Genomic DNA, 19,227 nt, shown 5'->3' with positions numbered 1-19,227 from the left:
ATTGTAGATTAACTGGTTATGGAGGTTTTTATATATGGAGAACATTAACAGAGCAATTCTGATTGTATTGGACAGCGTGGGAGTTGGTGAACTTCCGGATGCACCGGATTACGGCGATACGGGAAGCAACACTCTGGGAAATATAGTGAAAAGCTGCGGCGGAATAAAGCTGCCGAATATGGCAAATATGGGACTGGGGAAAGTTGACGGCATTGATTATCTTCCGGTGCCCCGGAGTATAACCGGAAGCTATGGCAGGATGGCCGAGGTGTCGAAAGGTAAGGATACCATTACCGGCCACTGGGAAATTGCCGGGCTGCAGCTGGAGTATCCGTTTCCCACTTATCCCAACGGCTTTTCAAAGGAAATCCTTGAAAAATTTGAAGAGCTCTCAGGAAGAGGCATTCTGGGAAATTGCGTGGCGTCAGGCACAGAGATAATCAAGGAATATGGTGAAGAGCACATGAGGACGGGAAAGCTCATTGTATACACTTCGGCCGACAGCGTATTCCAGATAGCTGCACATGAAGAGATTGTTCCTGTGGAGGAACTGTACAGGATTTGCCTGATAGCAAGAGATATGCTGCAGGGGGAAAACATGGTAGGACGTGTCATTGCCCGCCCGTTTACCGGCCGGCCCGGGGACTTTTCCCGTACAACGAACAGGAGGGATTTTTCGGCTGAGCCCACAGCGGATACCATCCTTGACAAGCTGCAGCAAAAAGGGCTGGACGTAATTGCAGTGGGAAAAATAGAAGATATTTTTTCAGGGAAGGGTATTACAGTGGCTGAACACACCAAGAGCAACATGAATGGTGTTGACGTCACTTTGAAATATATGAAGGAAAACAATAAGGGCATTATTTTTACAAACCTTGTTGACTTTGATATGCTTTTTGGACATAGAAACAATGCAGAGGGATACAGGCAGGCTTTGGAAGAGTTTGACGCACGGCTTCCCGAAATAGTTGGGGCCATGAGGGATGATGACCTGTTGATAATAACCGCCGATCACGGCTGCGATCCCACAACTCCCAGCACCGACCACTCCAGAGAACACGTGCCGCTGCTCCTATACGGAAAAAATATAAAGCAGGATGTAAATCTGGGAACCAGAAAAACTTTTGCCGACCTTGCCAGCACAATTGCCGAAGTTTTCGGAATCAAAAATGAATTTCCGGGTGAAAGCTTCCATGGCCTGATAGCAAAGTAAACGGTTGGGATATTTGCAATGATCTGAGCTAAGCAGGATGTTGAATAATTAAAATTTGCCAATAGTATTTTTATGTACTATTATAAATAGTGTAGCAAATGTTTGCCAGAATTAACCGGAACAACGCGTTATGTTGATTTTGGTAAACCTTAAAATTGAATACAAGGATGCAGATATGGGAAGCAGGTTTGAGCCCTGCACGGTCCCGCCGCTGTGTTGGAGGAGTTCTCCATGATTTGCCACTGGTTAACAGCCGGGAAGGTTTGGAGAGTGATGAAGCCTGAGTCAGAATACCTGTTTGCAGCCGGGGAGTGGTTCGCCATTTCCTGACACTGCAACTCTACGAGAGATAGGGAAGGTGTAACATCTGATAAGTTTGCAAATAAAGTATCTAAGCCCCTGAACACCTTGTGTTTACGGGGTTTTTTAAATGGAGGAAAATAAAATGAAGATAAAAATATTGTCACTTTTTATGGTTTTTGTTTTGGCAGCAGGGCTGTTTGCAGGCTGCGGCCAGGCTGATATTTCCGGAAACTCAGCAGCCGGTACCGCCGCCCAATCGGCAGCACTATCAACTACAGCCGCACCGGGTACGGCAACCGATAGCACCGGGATAGATTCAAAGGCTGTCCGGTATCCCCTGACTCTGAAGGATGCCAGCGGAACTTCAGTCACTATAGCGGCAAAGCCTGTCAAGATTGCCGCTTTTCCCCTGGGGGTCTGTGAAATGCTGATCTCATTGACAGATAAGAGCCAGATAGCAGCAATGACGTATTTTGCGGAGGACCAGGGAGTATCAAATATCACCGATGCTGCCAGGGGAGTAGGGCAGAGGATGGATTTCAATGCTGAAAAGATACTTGCGCTGCAGCCTGACCTGGTTCTGGCCGATGCCTGGTCGGATGCCAATATAATAAAGCAGCTGAGGGATTCGAACATTAATGTTTTTGTTTTAAAAACCCCTTCTAATATAGACCAGGAGAAGGAAATGCTGAAGCTGTTGGGTGATATAACCGATAATGCCGGTAAGGCCGAAGAATTGGCAAACTGGATGGACCAAAAGCTTAAGTCGGTTTCGGACAGGCTGTCTGTACTGAAGGAGGAAGAGAAGCTCAGCATTATAGATTACAGTGAGATGGGCAGCACAAGCGGCAAAGATACAAATTTTGACGATATAGTTACAAGAGCAGGCTTGACAAACCCTGTGTCGAAAGAAGGCCTGACAGGCTGGCCGCAGCTTTCAAAGGAAATGATAGTTAAATATGATCCCGATATTATCAGCGTACCGTCATGGTTTTATGATACAAGTAAGGCAACTCCTGAAAGCCTGACCAAATCCATCAGGGAAGATAAATCTTTAGCGGGTGTGAAAGCGGTAAAAAACAACAGGATTATTTCAGTGCCTTACAACCATTTAAGTGCTACGTCACACTATTCCGTGCTGGCTGTTGAGGATATGGCAAAAGCCGCATATCCGGACTTGTTTAAATAGATAGGTGGAGGATCATGTGAAAAGGGCAGGTTTAAAAATTGGAATAATACCGGTAATGCTTATGGTACTGCTTGCTGTGATGATAGCAGGTACTGCAGTCGGTGCCGTATATGTGCCGTTTTTTGACACCTTCAGGATAATACTTAAAAACCTTGGATTGCTGCCGGATGCAACCTTTGCCCAAGGGCAGGAGCCCATAATCTTTCTGGTGAGATTTCCGCGGGTGGCAGTGGCTGCCCTTGCCGGCACAGCCCTTGGCACCTCGGGTGCCGTGATGCAGGGGATGTTCAGAAATCCCATGGCAGATCCCGGAATACTTGGAATATCCAGCGGTGCAGGTCTGGGTGCGGTGCTGTCCATTAAGCTTGGACTGGCGGCAGCCAGCATATTTGTATTGCCCCTTTCGGCATTTACCGGAGCTTTTTTAGCAATAATGGCAATATACATATTATCCTACCGAAAGGGAAAGGTTCCCGTTCTGACCCTGATACTATCAGGTATTGCAGTCAGCACTTTCCTCGGAGCAATAACAAATATCGTACTGACCCTGTCCTATGATTACCAGGTCAAGGAATTTTTGTTCTGGTCCACAGGTGGGCTTGAAGGCAGAAGGTGGGAACATTTTCAGCTGATTGTCATTCCTGTGCTGGTCAGTGTAGTGCTTATGCACTTGTTTTCCAGGGATCTGAATGTTCTGCTCATGGGTGAGGAGGAGGCCAGATCGGTGGGACTCAACACCGACAGACTCAGAACCATACTGTTGGTACTTGTTTCGGCAGCAACTGCAAGCAGCGTATGCGTGACAGGAGCAATAAGCTTTGTGGGGCTGATAGTGCCCCATATTATGAGGCTGCTTGTGGGACCTGACCATAAAATACTTCTGCCCGCAAGTTCAATAGGCGGTGCCATATTCCTTGTTGCCTGCGACCTGATATCAAGAGTGGTGGCGGTACCTTACGAACTGGGCGTGGGTATAATCACAGCTTTGCTTGGAGCGCCCTACTTCCTCTATCTTCTTCTCAGATCCAAAAAAGAGGGAGGGGCTCTGATATAATATGGATGGTTATAATGCGGACAGTATCATTGAAATAAAAGATCTTAATTATTCAATAAACAACAAGGAAATATTAAAAGGTATCGACCTGAATATAAAGGCAGGGGATTTCATCGGTTTGATTGGGCCCAACGGCGCAGGTAAAACAACACTGTTAAAGTGCATCAACGGTTTGAACAAAGCCGACGGCCATATAAAAATCAAGGGCACTGATATCAATAAGTACACTGAGAGGCTGCTGGCAAAAGAGGTCGCATTGATGCATCAGAATACCACTGTCGGGTTTCCGTTCCCGGCACTTGATATTGTTCTTATGGGAAGGTATCCTTATATTAAGAGGTTCAGGGCCGAGTCAAAAGAGGATTACACCATAGCAAGAAGGAATATGGACTATACCCATACCGGCAGGCTTGAAGAAAGCCCTGTGACTGAAATGTCGGGCGGAGAAAGGCAGAGGGTTCTGTTTGCAAAAACCCTCACCCAGGAAACGGATATAATTCTGTTGGACGAGCCCACCGCCAGCCTGGATATCACCTATCAGGAGCAGATATTTGAATACTCGCGGGAGCTGTCATTAACGGGAACCACCGTTGTTGCGGCAATACACGATCTGAAAATCGCTGCCAGATACTGTACAAGGCTGGTCCTGATGAATTGCGGAGAAATTGTTGCCGACGGCTTTCCCCAAGAGGTGCTTACCTCGGAAAATCTTTCCTGCGTTTACGGCATAAATGCACTGGTTTATAAGAACAGGATAACTGGACTGCTGGATCTCTATATCAACAGGGATACTGCCGGCAAGAAATCCGAGCTGGTGCATGTTATAGGCGGAGGAGGCTCTGCCGCGGGAGTTTTGAGACAGTTATACGAGCAGGGTTACAATGCCACGGCAGGGGTTTTCTCACAGGGGGACAGTGATATTGGCAGCGCCGAAGTATTCGGAATGAAATACCTGGTGGAAAAGCCTTTTACCGAAATATCGGATGAAATTCATGCCAGAAATATTTCATATATTAAGGATTCTGAAATTACTATCCTGTGCAATATGCCCTTTGGTTTTCAAAATTTCAGAAACCTTGAAGCGGCACTGAATGCAAACAAACTGGTCATTATTGAGGATGAACTGCCCGAAACAAGGGATTTTACAGACGGAAAGGCAACTGCGCTTTACAAGCGGTTAAAAGAAACTGCTGCTGCGGTTATCACATCAGCCCAGCTGCATGAAGTTCTATAGAATTTATTTGATAAGTTTGCAAGCCCCAAAATATTACTTTGCAGAATTTTCGGAGGATATATGGATATATGGGAAAATTGATCCTGGTGACAGGCGGCGCCCGCAGCGGTAAAAGTACTTTTGCCGAAAAAAAAGCGGCAGAGCAGGGAAACAATGTGCTGTATGTGGCAACCGCAAAACGTACAGACGAGGAAATGGAACAGAGAATAGCCAGACACAGGGAAAGAAGACCTGCCGAATGGGAGACCTATGAAGGCTATAAAAATCTGGACATGGCCCTTGAGGGATTGCTGAAAGGCAAAAGCGCCGTTCTTTTGGACTGCATAACAATTATGGTATCAAATCTCATGCTGGATGGGAGCTGTGATTGGGACAGCCTCACAAGGGACGGGGCGGATGAGATTGAGGATACAATACTTCACCAGCTGGAAAGACTTGTAAGTCTTGTGAAAATGAATGATGTGCCTTTCATTCTGGTAACAAATGAAGTGGGTATGGGAATTGTGCCGGCATACTCAATGGGAAGGGACTTCAGAGATATAGCCGGAAGGATGAACCAGCTTCTTGCCGGAACAGCCGACGAGGTTTATTTCTGTGTCTCGGGCATACCTGTGAAGATCAAGGGATAGGGGTTAAAATGAAAGCTTTAAAAAGACTGGTATTGATGCTGCAGTTCTTTACGAGAATACCTATAAACATACAAATAACCGCCAATAGTTCGGATTTTGGAAAAGGCCTCGTATTTGCGCCCTTTGTGGGACTTGTGATAGGGGCTGTGCTGACAATTGCCGCCTACGGTTTGCTTTTTATTTTTCCCAGGGTAATGGTCTCGGCACTTGTACTTGTACTTTATATAGCAATAACCGGGGGACTTCACCTTGACGGTCTGGGTGACACCTTTGACGGTATATTCTCCAACCGCCCCAAGGAAAGGATTCTGGAGATAATGAGGGACAGCAGGGTGGGCACCAATGCTGTCCTTGCCGTTGCCAGTGTATTGCTGCTGGACTTTACTGCGCTGACTCAAATAAATGAAGAATACTTTTTGAGAATAATATTGCTCATGCCAATGGCCGGGAGAGCAGGTTCTCTTGTCGGAGCTGCCGTTTCGGGCTATGCCAGACTGGGGGAGGGCCTTGGAAAATCCTTTATAGATTTCTGCGGCAAAAAGGAGCTGATATGGGGATTAATCATATATTCTGTGATCAGTTTACTGACTTTTGACCTCAAGCTGTGGATTATATTGCTGCTTCCGCCGCTGGCCGCTCTTTTGACGGTAAAATATTTCAGCAGCAAGGTAGGCGGTGCCACAGGAGATATACTTGGAGCGGTATGCGAACTGAACCAATGCATATTTCTGGTGGCGGCATGCGGGATATTATTTTAGAATACTGTTCTATAAAGCATTTATGGCAACGCTCTCGACAACAGCCCCGGTCAGCATAAGAACCAAGCCTGCAAAAAGAACGAGTTTTTCTGCCTTTGAAAGTTGTATGTCTTTGAAGCTTTTTGTAATTGTGTTTTTTCCATTGGTCAGGACCGTTGAGATATGGGCAGCCGCGCAAGTGATGAGCAATTGTCCCGACATTTCCCAAAAGCCTGCTCTATGCAAAAGATCAAAAGTACGGGTAATTCTTGATATAAGCGGAACAGCTTCGGTTCCCATAGAAAAAGACCATGTTCCCAAAACGACGCCGTTAATGCAAATCTGTGTAAAAAATGCAAGGTATCCTATAGAAAAATAGTTAATATCCTTCTCCTTCTTCTTGCCAAACAAGCTTCCGAAAATAACAACAATGACAGATAGCTGATTATAAAAGAAAATCTGTAAAGTCGAGATAAAAGTGTTTTTTGAGGTTTCCCAATCCTGTAATGGATTTTTATTTTTAAGAATACCTTCCGGCAGAAAATAATAGCTAATTATTGTTATTCCGAAAAATAAAACAAAAAAAACCAAATAACAAAACAGTATTCTCTCTTTCAAACTTCCGCTGCTTAGCTTTTTCCGTAAAAAACCCATTAATAATTTCCTCCTTTGGATTCCAGGCTATTTGCATTTACATCTCTTTTTGATATTTATTAATCAGAAAAACAACTATCAGATTGTAAAGTACATATACGGCTACTACAAAGGATGACACCCATAAAGGCGCCGAAATCAGTATGGTAACATAAGTGATTGCGATAATGAGCCACTGGGTGATGTCACCGGCTTTAGCTTTTGCACGGTTCCGGATCATTGTGTTTCTTTCATCATTATTTTCAATTTCCTTCGCCCTTCTAATGGCGGGGTTACTGCTTTCAATATGATATGTAATCAGCCTGATTATTCCCAGTCCCGAAAGACCTCCTCCAACACCTATAAAAACACCGCATATGGGCTTTGCAATTTCAGCTTTTAACAGGAAGCTGAGTATTATGAGGCAAATACCTGTAATCAGTTGTAAAATACCAAAGGGAAATTTCTTTTTCACTGTTATTCCTCCTCGTAAATAAAAATTTCTTCAATGCTCATGCCAAAATAACGGGCAATTTTAAAAGCCAGAGTAATAGACGGGTTGTATCTCCCGTTTTCCAGAGAGCCTATAGTTTGTCTGGATACCTCCAGTGCGGATGCCAGGTCCTCTTGTTTGATTCCGCGCTGCTTACGTATTTCTTCAAGTCTGTTCTTCATATATACCTCTTTATAATGCAAAATGGAAAGTATACTTTCCGTAAATAAAATAACATAATAGCTATTTCATGTCAAGTAAACTTTCCATACGCAAATTTAAATTTGAATTTTTAATATCACAGGCAATAATTTTTAATCTTGGCACGGTGTTTCATCTTCCATGTTAACGGGTAAATAATAAGCAATTCATAATACATAAGGATTACGCATACAATAATACTTACATTTTATACTGAAAGACCTGATTTTGAACAGGCAGAAAGGAGTTTAAAATGGTAAGACCAATTAAAATCAAAAGAATAGAGGACATTGAGAATATCAACAGGATTGTCAGCCGGTATCCCTTTGATATCTGGATTCATGGAAAAAGCGGCATGGCTGATGCAAAGTCTATACTGGGAATGTTCATCCTCAAGCTGGATGAGCCGCTGTCAATTGTAGTACCTGATGATGAGGATACCGGCAAGCTGTTTAAGGAACTGGACGAGTATATGCACATTTATTAGTTACCAGTTGATTTTGATTAAATCTTTCTGTAAAGCAATACAAAATTTCGATTAGCACAACAGGTTAAATTAGGCTGTAAAAGTAATTTTCAATATACTTTACAGCCTTTGTTTACTGTCTTGGGGTGAATAATAAACAGGCATGAATGGGGTGCCCGTTACGGGTTTTCGCAGATTTTTGCCGCCACGTCGGCAGCAGAAGCTGCGTCGGCGGTATAAAAATCTGCCGAAATTGTCTCACAGAAGTTTTGGGTCACAGGCGCTCCGCCTACCATTATGGATATTTTATTCCTAATCCCGGCTTCTTCGGCCGCCTTTACCACATTTTCCATCTCTGCCATTGTGGTGGTAAGCAGGGTGGAGCATGCAATTATCCGGGCATTTTCATTTATGGCTGTTTCAACAAAACGGCCGGCAGATACGTCAACTCCTAAATCAACTACCTCCAGGCCTCTGCCTTCCATCATCATTTTAACAAGATTTTTTCCTATATCATGCAGATCTCCTGCAACAGTGCCGATGACAACCTTTCCTGCGGCCTTGACACCGCTTGAGGCCAACAGGGGCTTGAGCAGCTCTGTTCCCATATTCATGGCTCTTGCCGCAATCATGACCTCCGGGACATAAATTTCATCATTTTTAAACTTTTCCCCGATAACGGCCATTCCGGGAAGGAGCCCTTCATTCAGTATCTCCTGGGGCTTATAGCCCTCATCGAGGGCTTTTTGTACAAGCTCCTTTACAATTTTTGCCTTACCTATCTGAAGATTTTGCGAAATTTCGTTAAGTATACTCATATTGTCTCCCATCTGCGTGCATAGCCGTACACAAATAGTAGTGAAAAGCCGCTTTGCGGATTTTGCTGCGTGAGAGGTACGATCAATGCTTATACATTTGTGTTAAAATACATTCGTCTTAAGTCGCTTTAGTACATTAATGCTATTATACATATACACATTGTAATATAAGTTTGATATATATTGTAATACAAATTTGAATATTTGTATAAACATTTTATTACTTTTGATTTAAACTGCCGGCTGTTTTTATGGTTGCCTTGTACATTATAGCTTCCTTTGTGGCTTCACTGCGCCGGAATTCACCTGATATCTCACCTTCGGACAATACCAGCACCCTGTCGCACATCCCGAGTATTTCTTCAATATCGGAGGAGATGAGTATGACTGAAGCACCCTTGGATACCAGATCCAGGATACAGTTATATATATCTGTCTTTGATGCCACATCAACACCTCTGGTAGGTTCATCAAGAATAAATATTTTTGAACGGCTCATCATCCACCGGGCTACGGCAGCTTTCTGCTGGTTGCCGCCGCTGTATGTTTCCAGCAGATCATGAAGATTGCCCGGCCGGATACTCAGCTTTTTTATATATGTATCCGTAACATCGGTCATAATCTTGTTATGCAGATATTTATACTGTTCAAATCTCTTGAGGGATGAAAGAGTCACATTATTTTCAAGATTGAGGCAGCCAAAAATTGAGCTTGAGGCTCGGTCTTCGGGCAACAGGGCTATTCCATTCCTGATGGCATCCTCCGGTGACGATAATTTTACCTTTTGGCCATTGATTTCTATACTTCCGCTTTTGATGGGGGTAATGCCAAAAAGACATTGCGCCAGGAGGGACCTCCCCGAGCCCATAAGCCCAGTAACTCCCAGAATTTCAGATTTTTTGAGTTCAAAGGTGATTGAGTTCAGAATGTTGGCCGCACTGAGATCTTTAACAGACATTATCACCTTTCCTACCGAAATATTCAGTTTGGGATAGCGGTTTTTCTCTGCCGGAACAGCCAGCATCCTGATAATATCATCCTTGGAGGTAGTGTTGACTGTCTGGGTTCCTATCATCCTGCCCTGGTGGATAACTGAAACCCGGTCGGCTATCAGCTCGATTTCATCCAACAGATGTGTTATATACAGGATTGCTGTGTTTTTTTCCTTCAATGCCCGGATTATCCTGTACAATATGTCCTTCTCCTTGGAGGTGAAGGCAGCTGAAGGCTCATCGAATATGACAATCTGGGCATTGGAAACATAGGCCCTCACCATTTCCACAAGCTGCCTTTGTGCAAAACCCAATTCTCCGGCATTGGTGCGGATATCGATATTAATGCCGAATTCGTCGAATATATCGGTGCAGTCCCGGAACATTCTGAACCTGTTGCGGGCCAAAAAACTGTTCTGACTCTTGGGATGATCCATGTAAATGTTTTCAGCAACAGACAGATTGGGGTACAGGTTTATGTCCTGCCATACGCAATATATTCCGTGGCGCTTTGCCTCTGCCACGCTTTCTATGACGACCGGCTCATTGTCGATCAAAACTTCGCCGCTGTCCTGTTTGACGACACCGCTTATGATCTTGATGACAGTGGATTTACCTGAGCCGTTTTCACCTATGAAGGCGTGCACCTCACCGGAACATAGATCCAATGAGACATTGTGCAGAGAAAAAGCGTCACTGATGTGTTTACTTATATTCCTGACTTCCAGTTTGGGAATTCTCATGGTCGACAACCTCCAAAAGAAGATTAAACTCTACCTTCAAACAAATCTATAGAGGTAAATAACTGTATGTTTGCATTAAAAATATTATTTTTATGCTGATCCGATAATGTATGATTGGTTATTAGTTTGTCACATAAATCTTTTATTAATCCGGCTCTGTAAAAAGAGTTCCTCTCAAAGGCCGAGGATGTGCAGACGATTATTTTTTCATTTGCACTTTTGGCAGCTTCTTTAATGAAAGTTGCCATGTCGATATTGGATACAGTCAGTTCAAGGTTGTTTGATATGCCGTCTATTTCTATGAAAAGGCGGTTCACAAAAAAATTGTTGAGATTGTTTACAGTAAGTGTTCCGAAAACGGCTTTGGTATTATAATCAATATCCCCTCCCAGGAGGACTACTTTTGCAGATTGTGCTTCCATTATGTGAAACGCTATATTCAGGTCGTTTGTGAGGACGGTGACCCGGTTTTTGGAATTCAGCTGTTTTGCAATTTCCAGGTTAATGGCTCCGTTGGTGAGCATTATTACATCGCCGTCGTTGATCATGCGGATGGCAATTTTTGAGATTTCAAAATAATCCTGGAATGATCCCGCTTCCATATTCTCCGAGACAGCGTCCTTTATGCTGCCCAGAACCGCACCTCCATGAGTCCGCGTAAGAAACTCCTCACCTTCCAGCTTTTCAAGATCCCGGCGTATTGTAACCTCTGATACTCCCAGCATCTGGCTGAGCTGATTTACTTCAACCTGTTTATTTTCCAGCAGATAGTTTTTAATTATTCTTATTCTCTCAATAGCAAACATATATTCTTCCTTATTAACAATAATATTATCAGTTTCATCTATTTAAAGAACTGTTACAGACTACCGGATTGAGTGATTACAATAATAAAATGAAACCTATCGAAAGGAGTTATTTTGAGTATAAAGCATATCCCAACTAAAATCAATAAATAACATTGTTGAAATTATAAGTTATGTTATGGTTTTAGCGGTTTTCAGTGCCGGATACGTTTTAAATCATTGTGGAAACATTCACAAACGCTCAAAAACAATACTTTTCGTAAGCTGAATTAATAAAATGTGGTAATGATGCACAAAACAGCTTATATAAAAATATGTAAATTATAAATTATGCACAATTTTATTGACAATTATACATGCTGGTGATAACATGTATTTACAAAACGAAAGCAAACGATCATAAAAGAAAGCGTTTGCGGGAAAAGGAGAGTGTTTAAATGAAATTGAGAAAGATTATTGCAGGTACTCTTTCCATGGTTATGACTCTTTCAGTGGCTTTAGGCTTTACAGCCTGCGGAACCAAGGACAACAGCAAACTGGTTGGAGTTGCAATGCCGACAAAATCCTCCCAGAGATGGATCCAGGATGGCGACAACATGAAAAAGCAGCTCGAAGCCAAGGGTTACACAGTTGATCTTCAGTATGGTGAAGACAATATCGATAACCAGGTTGCACAGATTGAAAACATGATTTCAAAGGGAGCAAAGGTTTTGGTTGTTGCTTCCATCGACGGTTCTGCTCTCACAGATGTACTTAAAAAAGCAGCAGATGCAAATGTAAAGGTTATAGCTTATGACCGTTTGATCAGAAATTCCGAAAATGTAAGCTACTATGCTACCTTTGACAACTACAAGGTTGGCGTTCAGCAGGCTACTTCCCTGGTAAAGGGACTGGAAGCCGATACCAAGCCTGGCCCGTTCAATATCGAATTGTTCGGAGGTTCGCCTGATGACAACAATGCCTTCTTCTTCTATGACGGTGCCATGTCGGTATTACAGCCGTTAATCGACAAAGGTGTTCTGGTAGTAAAGAGCGGCCAGACGGGTATGGATAAGGTTTCAACTCTCCGCTGGGATGCAGCCACAGCCCAGTCCCGTATGGAGAACATCTTAAGTGCAAATTACACAACTGAAAAGGTTGATGGCGTTTTATCACCATATGACGGTATTTCAATAGGCATACTTTCAGCCCTTAAGAGTGTCGGCTACGGCAAAGGCGATAAGGAAATGCCAATAGTAACCGGACAGGATGCAGAAGTAGCATCCGTAAAATCAATAATTGCAGGTGAACAGTATTCAACAATCTTCAAGGACACAAGAACTCTTGCTGAAAAAGCCGTTAAGATGGTGGATGCAGTTCTCAGCGGTTCGGAACCTGAGGTTAATGATACAAAGACTTACGATAACGGTAAGAAGGTTGTTCCATCATATCTTTGTGAGCCGGTACCGGTTGACAAGTCAAACTACAAGCAGACATTGATTGACAGCGGATATTACAAGGAAGCAGATTTAAAATAACAGCATCCCCTAAAAAATAATTTTTATAGATTGCAGAGTCGCCATTTTGCGGTAACTGATCCATAAAGAGCTTCAGTTGGTGAGATGGCGCTCTCTGTAATAAGCAGCAGTATAGTTTACAAAATTTATAAAGGATAGGGAGCTGAGAAAATGTCTAAACTATTACTCGAAATGAAAGATATTACCAAGACGTTTTCTAGCATCAAAGCATTGGACAATGTTAACCTGACGGTAAGAAGCGGAGAAATACATGCTTTGGTTGGTGAAAACGGTGCCGGAAAGTCGACCCTCATGAATGTTTTAAGTGGTATCTATCCCTATGGAACATATTCGGGAGACATAATATTTGATTCCAATCTGTGTCACTTTAAAGAAATAAAAGACAGCGAAAAACTTGGTATTGTTATAATTCATCAGGAACTTGCCTTAATTCCCTATTTGTCCATAGCTGAAAACGTATTTTTAGGAAATGAGCAGGCAAAAACCGGTGTCATAGATTGGAATGAAACGACTACAAGGACTAATGAATTATTATCACTTGTGGGTCTGCATGAAAGTCCCAACACACTTATAACCAATATAGGTGTGGGTAAACAGCAGTTGGTGGAAATTGCAAGAGCTCTGGCCAAGGATGTCAAGCTGCTCATTCTTGATGAACCGACGGCGGCATTGAACGATGAAGAGAGCAACAAGCTTCTGGAGCTGCTTACCGACCTGAAGGCAAAGGGAATTACATCCATACTGATATCCCATAAGCTTAATGAGGTAGAAAAGGTTTCCGACCGGATAACCGTCATCAGAGACGGCAGGACCATTGAAACCCTTGAAAAGGGCAAGGATCAGATTACCGAGGACCGGATCATCAAAGGAATGGTCGGCCGCGACATGTCCCACCGGTTCCCGCACAGAGAGCCGAAAATCGGGGATACCATATTGGAAGTTATTGACTGGAATGTTACCCATCCGATACATGACCGGAAGGTAATAAACAATGTTAATCTGAAGGTGAGAAGCGGAGAGATAATAGGGCTTGCAGGACTGATGGGAGCAGGGCGCACCGAGTTGGCCATGAGCATATTCGGCAGGAGCTACGGCAGCAAAATTACCGGAACCATCAAGCTGAAGGGAAAGCCTGTGGAACTGTCGAGTGTGAGTAAGGCAATAGAGTCGGGTATAGCTTATGTGACAGAAGACAGAAAGAATTATGGTCTTGTTCTTATAGATAATATAAAGAATAATATTACAATGGCCAATCTCAGGAAGGTAAGCAAAAATTCAGTTGTTGGAGAACATGATGAGAATGTGGTTGCTGAAGACTTCCGTAAAAAATTCAACATCAAATCCTCCAGCATAATGCAGAAGGCCGGTAATCTCAGCGGGGGCAACCAGCAAAAGGTGGTATTGAGCAAATGGATTTTTACCGATCCTGATGTCCTGATTCTTGATGAACCTACGCGAGGTATAGACGTCGGCGCAAAGTATGAAATATATACCATAATAAACCAACTGGCAGACAGCGGAAAATCGATAGTTGTAATATCCTCCGAGATGCCTGAATTACTTGGCTTATGCGATAGAATATACGTTGTGAACGAAGGCGAAATTGCCGGAGAGCTTCCCCGTTCGGAGGCTACCCAGGAAAGCATTATGAAATGTATAATGAACCACGCCAAAGGAACAGCGTGAGCAGGTGTATATTCAATCTTTACTTTATATGTAAGTGACGTGCTCTTGCGTCACGTGGAGGTTATAAATGACAAATTTTAAATCTTTTATTAAAAATAACATACGCCAGTATGCCATGGCGTTAGCTCTTGTTGTTATTATGGTACTATTCCAGATAATGACCGGAGGAATACTCTTTAAACCGTTGAATATCACCAACCTTATATTGCAGAACAGCTATGTACTTATTCTTGGAATAGGTATGCTTCTGGTAATACTGACAGGCAATGTGGATCTGTCTGTTGGATCAGTGGCCGCTTTTATCGGAGCCATATCCGCAATATTTATGGTCCAGATGCACATGCCTGTGGTGATCGCAGTTGTCCTTTGTCTGGTTATCGGTGCGCTGGTAGGGGCATGGCAGGGCTTCTGGATAGCATATATCCGGATTCCGGCATTTATTGTAACTCTTGCAGGCATGCTGGTATTCAGAGGCTTGACAATGGTTCTTCTCAAGGGCCAAACCATATCACCTTATGAAGAATCCTTCCAGGCCATGGCAAACGGCTTTTTCCTTTCAGATGTCTTCAAGGTGGGCGGTTTGAACATGATAGCCGTGATAACAGGTATTATACTGTCTCTGGTATTCATATTCCTTGAATACAAAAATATTCAAAGCATGAAGAAGTATAATTTTGAAACACTTCCTCTCCCCATAACCATAGGCAAGACAGCAGTCATAGTAGCCGCAATAAACCTTCTGACGGTAAGCCTTGCCGCTTACAAGGGTATCCCAATAGTTCTTATCCTGATAGTTGCACTTATTGCCATATATACTTTCATTACACAGAAGACCATTGCAGGACGTCATATATACGCACTGGGCGGAAATGAAAAGGCAGCCAAGCTTTCGGGTATCAAAACCAAGAGAGTTATGTTCTGGGTATATGTAAACATGGGACTGCTTGCCGCACTTGCAGGGCTGGTGGTTGCGGGGCGTTTGAACGCTGCCACACCGAAGGCCGGCACCAACTTTGAGCTGGATGCCATCGCAGCCTGCTTCATAGGCGGAGCTTCAGCCTCGGGCGGTATCGGTACAATAATAGGAGCAATAATCGGTGCACTTGTAATGGGTGTATTGAACAATGGTATGTCAATCATGGGTGTGGGCATAGACTGGCAGCAGGCAATCAAGGGCCTGGTTCTCCTTGCAGCTGTGGCATTTGACGTGTACACGAAATCAAAGTCCAACGCTGACTGATATCCTGTGTTCCGGGAACCCGGCAGTTTAAAGTTTTTTACAATAGCATGCAATATAAAATTCAAGGCACGGTTCAGAATTAAAGCTTTCTGCACCATGCCTTTTTTAATTCCTCCAACGCGGGTGGCATAGTGCTGCAAGACAGCTGTAATATGCCAGAATATTCAACCTTATTTATAATATGGTTACATAAAAAATAAGAAAAAATATTAAAAATAATATTGACAAATAATTAACAAAGAGCTAAAATAATATCATAAAACATTGTTAAATAATTAACACTATACGGCATAACAACTTGAAGCTTTAACTCTGTTAAGCCATGTATGAAAAAAGATTAGTGGCTTAATTTTTTAAAAGTGATTGTTAAAAAAATAACGATAACACAAAATTTAAATGGAGGTTGAATATTATGGCTAAGAAGAATTTGATAGTAAACAGCGTTGACACTCTTTTGGAAAAAATTACTGAAATAAAACAGGCGCAGGAAGTGTTTGCCACATATTCACAGGAACAGGTTGACAAAATATTTACAGCTGCTGCTCTGGCTGCAAACAAAAAAAGAATCCCTCTGGCAAAAATGGCACAGGCTGAAACCGGCATGGGTGTTATAGAAGATAAAGTCATAAAGAATCATTATGCGGCAGAGTATATCTATAACGCATACAAAGATACAAGGACCTGCGGTGTTCTTGAAAGAGACGAAGCTTTCGGAATAACTAAAATCGCCGAACCTTTAGGCGTTATAGCGGCAATCGTACCGACCACCAATCCAACTTCGACTGCTATATTTAAGGCCCTGCTGGCTCTTAAAACAAGAAACGGAATCATCTTTTCCCCGCATCCGAGGGCGAAAAAATCAACAATAGAAGCAGCAAATATCATACTTGAGGCAGCAGTTGCCGCAGGAGCCCCAAAGGGAATCATAGGCTGGATCGATGAGCCTACCATAGAGCTTTCCGAAAGAGTAATGAAAGAGGCAAATATAATACTGGCTACGGGCGGACCCGGAATGGTAAGAGCGGCCTATTCTTCAGGAAAACCCGCCATCGGAGTGGGAGCGGGAAACACACCTGCAATCATTGATGACACCGCCGATGTGAAAACTGCCGTAAGCTCCATACTTGTATCAAAAACCTTTGACAACGGTATGATATGTGCTTCCGAACAGTCAGTAATAGTTTTGGATAAGGTATATAACGAAGTTAAAAAGGAATTTACAGTCAGAGGCGCTTACTTCCTGAATAAGGAGGAAACTCAGAAGACAAGGGAAGTACTGCTGATAAACGGTGCTCTCAATGCAAAGATAGTCGGTCAGACTGCCCACGCCATTGCCAAATTGGCAGGTTTTAACGTTCCTGTTGAAACAAAGATACTGGTGGGCGAGGTTGAATCGGTAGAATTGTCTGAAGCCTTTGCACACGAAAAACTATCTCCGGTACTTGCCATGTATAAAGCCAGGACTTTTGACGAAGCTGTAGCAAAGGCTGAAAAGCTGGTTGCCGACGGAGGTTTCGGTCATACATCCTCATTATATGTTGATGCTGTAAATGAAAGAGCAAAAATAGATAAATTTTCAGCTGCAATGAAGACCTGCAGAATTCTTGTAAACACTCCGTCCTCACATGGCGGAATAGGAGATCTCTACAACTTCAAACTGGCTCCCTCCCTCACTCTTGGCTGTGGCTCATGGGGTGGAAACTCCGTATCTGAAAACGTAGGAGTTAAGCACCTTATCAATATTAAGACTGTTGCTGAAAGGAGAGAAAATATGCTTTGGTTTAGAAGTCCTGAAAAGGTATATTTCAAAAAAGGCTGCCTGGGAGTTGCTTTGAGAGAACTTAAAGACGTTATGAATAAAAAGAGGGCATTTATAGTTACCGACTCCTTCCTCTTTAATAACGGTTACACAAAGCCCGTTACAGACCTGTTGGATGCTATGGACATCAAGCATCACACCTTCTTCGATGTGGCTCCCGATCCTACTCTTGCATGTGCAAAGCTGGGTGCCGAAGCTATGAGGGAGTTCAAGCCTGATGTTATCATTGCCCTCGGCGGCGGCTCTGCAATGGACGCAGGAAAGATCATGTGGACCCTGTATGAGCATCCGGAAGTTGATTTCCAGGATCTGGCCATGAGATTTATGGACATCAGAAAGAGAGTTTATACATTCCCACGGCTGGGTGAAAAGGCTTACTTTGTGGCCATCCCAACATCGGCAGGTACAGGTTCGGAGGTAACTCCCTTTGCAGTTATCACCGATGAACAGACAGGTGTAAAATATCCTCTTGCCGATTATGAATTAATGCCTAAAATGGCTGTAGTTGATGTTGATTTAATGATGAACATGCCAAAGGGCTTGACCGCCGCTTCGGGTATTGATGCTCTGACCCATGCGGTTGAAGCATACGCATCCATGCTGGCAACGGATTATACAAATGGACTGGCTCTGCAAGCCTTAAAGAGTATATTTGCATACCTGCCTTCAGCATATGAAAACGGCGCAAAGGACCCTGTGGCAAGAGAGAAGATGGCTGATGCTTCAACCATGGCTGGTATGGCATTTGCAAATGCCTTCCTGGGAATCTGCCACTCCATGGCTCACAAGCTGGGTGCCTTCCATCACCTGCCCCATGGTATTGCAAATGCACTTCTCATCAATGAAGTCATGAAGTTTAATATTGCCGAAGCCCCTGTTAAAATGGGTACCTTCTCGCAGTACAAATACCCCGAAATATTGAAGAGATATGCTGAAATAGCATCTTTTGTGGGAATAAACGGTACAAGCGATGAAGATAAGTTCAATAAGCTGCTTGTAAAAATAGATGAATTAAAGGCAAAGATCGGAGTTCCTGCTACAATCAAAGCTGCCGGAGTTGATGAAGCCAAATTCCTCGAAACCCTTGATGAAATGGTTGAACAGGCCTTTGATGACCAGTGCACAGGTGCAAATCCCAGATATCCACTGATGAGCGAATTAAAGGATATGTACTTGAGAGCGTATTATGGTAAGTAATTATAGCCGACATCCGTTGGCAGGACAATCCGAAATGCTTTCTTCATTGTTGACTCCTGTATTTATGTCTTGCCAATTTCACAATCTCCTTTAACAGCATTAAAAAATAACCGCTTGCAGAGTTTGACCATTCAAACCGGCAGGCGGTTATTTTTACACATGGAGTCAGGTTATGGCAGTTGTTTTTATAGCAGTTATTTCTGTTTTCATAACAAATGAATAAATGCTATAATATAAAAAATAGATTTGTTTATTTG

The 19,227-nt window shown here is 43.1% G+C and carries 17 protein-coding genes and 1 riboswitch; of the genes, 11 read left to right on the top strand and 6 right to left on the bottom strand.

Going from position 1 to position 19,227, the window contains the following annotated elements:
• Positions 1–34: 34 nt before the first annotated feature.
• The 6 genes from CTER_RS26580 to cobS all read left to right on the top strand — a co-directional run bounded on the left by CTER_RS26580 (position 35) and on the right by cobS (position 6,380).
• On the top strand, positions 35–1,213 hold the full coding sequence (locus tag CTER_RS26580) for a phosphopentomutase (protein WP_004631128.1): 1,179 nt from the start codon (positions 35–37) through the stop codon (positions 1,211–1,213).
• 135 nt (positions 1,214–1,348) lie between these two features.
• Positions 1,349–1,529, top strand: a riboswitch (cobalamin riboswitch).
• Positions 1,530–1,658: 129 nt separating this feature from the next.
• Positions 1,659–2,705 carry an ABC transporter substrate-binding protein gene (locus CTER_RS26575; protein WP_004631050.1) on the top strand — a complete coding sequence of 349 codons (1,047 nt, stop codon included), beginning with the start codon at positions 1,659–1,661 and terminating at the stop codon, positions 2,703–2,705.
• 16 nt (positions 2,706–2,721) lie between these two features.
• Positions 2,722–3,759 (top strand): FecCD family ABC transporter permease, encoded by a 1,038-nt coding sequence (locus tag CTER_RS26570; protein ID WP_004631089.1) that lies wholly within the window; start codon positions 2,722–2,724, stop codon positions 3,757–3,759.
• 1 nt (position 3,760) lies between these two features.
• Positions 3,761–4,993: an ABC transporter ATP-binding protein gene (locus CTER_RS26565; RefSeq protein ID WP_004631042.1), complete on the top strand. Its 1,233-nt coding sequence runs from the start codon at positions 3,761–3,763 to the stop codon at positions 4,991–4,993.
• A 68-nt stretch (positions 4,994–5,061) separates the two neighbouring features.
• Complete coding sequence (cobU, locus tag CTER_RS26560; protein WP_004631078.1) at positions 5,062–5,622, top strand: bifunctional adenosylcobinamide kinase/adenosylcobinamide-phosphate guanylyltransferase; 561 nt, start codon at positions 5,062–5,064, stop codon at positions 5,620–5,622.
• 8 nt (positions 5,623–5,630) lie between these two features.
• Complete coding sequence (gene cobS, locus CTER_RS26555) at positions 5,631–6,380, top strand: adenosylcobinamide-GDP ribazoletransferase (RefSeq protein WP_004631070.1); 750 nt, start codon at positions 5,631–5,633, stop codon at positions 6,378–6,380.
• A gap of 9 nt (positions 6,381–6,389) precedes the next feature.
• Here the strand turns inward: cobS and CTER_RS26550 are convergent, their stop codons facing one another.
• From CTER_RS26550 to CTER_RS26540, 3 genes are read right to left on the bottom strand one after another with little or no spacing between them, the layout of a single operon-like run.
• On the bottom strand, positions 6,390–7,013 hold the full coding sequence (locus CTER_RS26550; RefSeq protein ID WP_004631056.1) for a hypothetical protein: 624 nt from the start codon (positions 7,011–7,013) through the stop codon (positions 6,390–6,392).
• A gap of 37 nt (positions 7,014–7,050) precedes the next feature.
• The gene (locus tag CTER_RS26545) at positions 7,051–7,467 is read right to left on the bottom strand and encodes a hypothetical protein (RefSeq protein WP_004631067.1); all 417 of its coding nucleotides are present in this window, start codon (positions 7,465–7,467) and stop codon (positions 7,051–7,053) included.
• A gap of 2 nt (positions 7,468–7,469) precedes the next feature.
• Positions 7,470–7,667, bottom strand: coding sequence for a helix-turn-helix transcriptional regulator (locus CTER_RS26540; RefSeq protein WP_004631111.1), 198 nt, complete (start codon positions 7,665–7,667; stop codon positions 7,470–7,472).
• Between the two features lie 272 nt (positions 7,668–7,939).
• Between CTER_RS26540 and CTER_RS26535 the strand changes: the two genes are divergently transcribed.
• A complete protein-coding gene (locus CTER_RS26535) occupies positions 7,940–8,173 on the top strand; it encodes an HPr family phosphocarrier protein (protein WP_004631209.1) in 234 nt (77 codons plus the stop codon).
• A gap of 158 nt (positions 8,174–8,331) precedes the next feature.
• On the opposite strand, the gene CTER_RS26530 is transcribed toward CTER_RS26535, so the two are convergent.
• From CTER_RS26530 to CTER_RS26520, 3 genes are all read right to left on the bottom strand, one after another.
• A complete protein-coding gene (locus CTER_RS26530; RefSeq protein ID WP_004631079.1) occupies positions 8,332–8,970 on the bottom strand; it encodes a corrinoid protein in 639 nt (212 codons plus the stop codon).
• Between the two features lie 220 nt (positions 8,971–9,190).
• Complete coding sequence (locus tag CTER_RS26525; protein ID WP_004631223.1) at positions 9,191–10,705, bottom strand: sugar ABC transporter ATP-binding protein; 1,515 nt, start codon at positions 10,703–10,705, stop codon at positions 9,191–9,193.
• Between the two features lie 23 nt (positions 10,706–10,728).
• A complete protein-coding gene (locus tag CTER_RS26520) occupies positions 10,729–11,511 on the bottom strand; it encodes a DeoR/GlpR family DNA-binding transcription regulator (protein ID WP_004631053.1) in 783 nt (260 codons plus the stop codon).
• Positions 11,512–11,948: 437 nt separating this feature from the next.
• Between CTER_RS26520 and chvE the strand changes: the two genes are divergently transcribed.
• The 4 genes from chvE (at position 11,949) to adhE (ending at position 18,970) form a co-directional block, all read left to right on the top strand.
• Complete coding sequence (chvE, locus tag CTER_RS26515) at positions 11,949–13,028, top strand: multiple monosaccharide ABC transporter substrate-binding protein (protein ID WP_004631091.1); 1,080 nt, start codon at positions 11,949–11,951, stop codon at positions 13,026–13,028.
• 150 nt (positions 13,029–13,178) lie between these two features.
• Positions 13,179–14,714 (top strand): multiple monosaccharide ABC transporter ATP-binding protein, encoded by a 1,536-nt coding sequence (mmsA, locus tag CTER_RS26510; protein WP_004631100.1) that lies wholly within the window; start codon positions 13,179–13,181, stop codon positions 14,712–14,714.
• Positions 14,715–14,781: 67 nt separating this feature from the next.
• Entirely contained in the window at positions 14,782–15,954 is a 1,173-nt protein-coding gene (mmsB, locus tag CTER_RS26505) for a multiple monosaccharide ABC transporter permease (protein ID WP_004631148.1), read from the top strand.
• Positions 15,955–16,366: 412 nt separating this feature from the next.
• Positions 16,367–18,970 (top strand): bifunctional acetaldehyde-CoA/alcohol dehydrogenase, encoded by a 2,604-nt coding sequence (adhE, locus tag CTER_RS26500; protein ID WP_004631243.1) that lies wholly within the window; start codon positions 16,367–16,369, stop codon positions 18,968–18,970.
• The last annotated feature ends 257 nt before the right edge of the window (positions 18,971–19,227 follow it).

It is taken from the genome of Ruminiclostridium cellobioparum subsp. termitidis CT1112, assembly GCF_000350485.1.
Lineage (GTDB): Bacteria > Bacillota > Clostridia > Acetivibrionales > DSM-1351 > Ruminiclostridium > Ruminiclostridium termitidis.
Note: the sequence above shows the minus strand (reverse complement) of the source record. Positions and strands in the feature narration are given on the sequence as shown.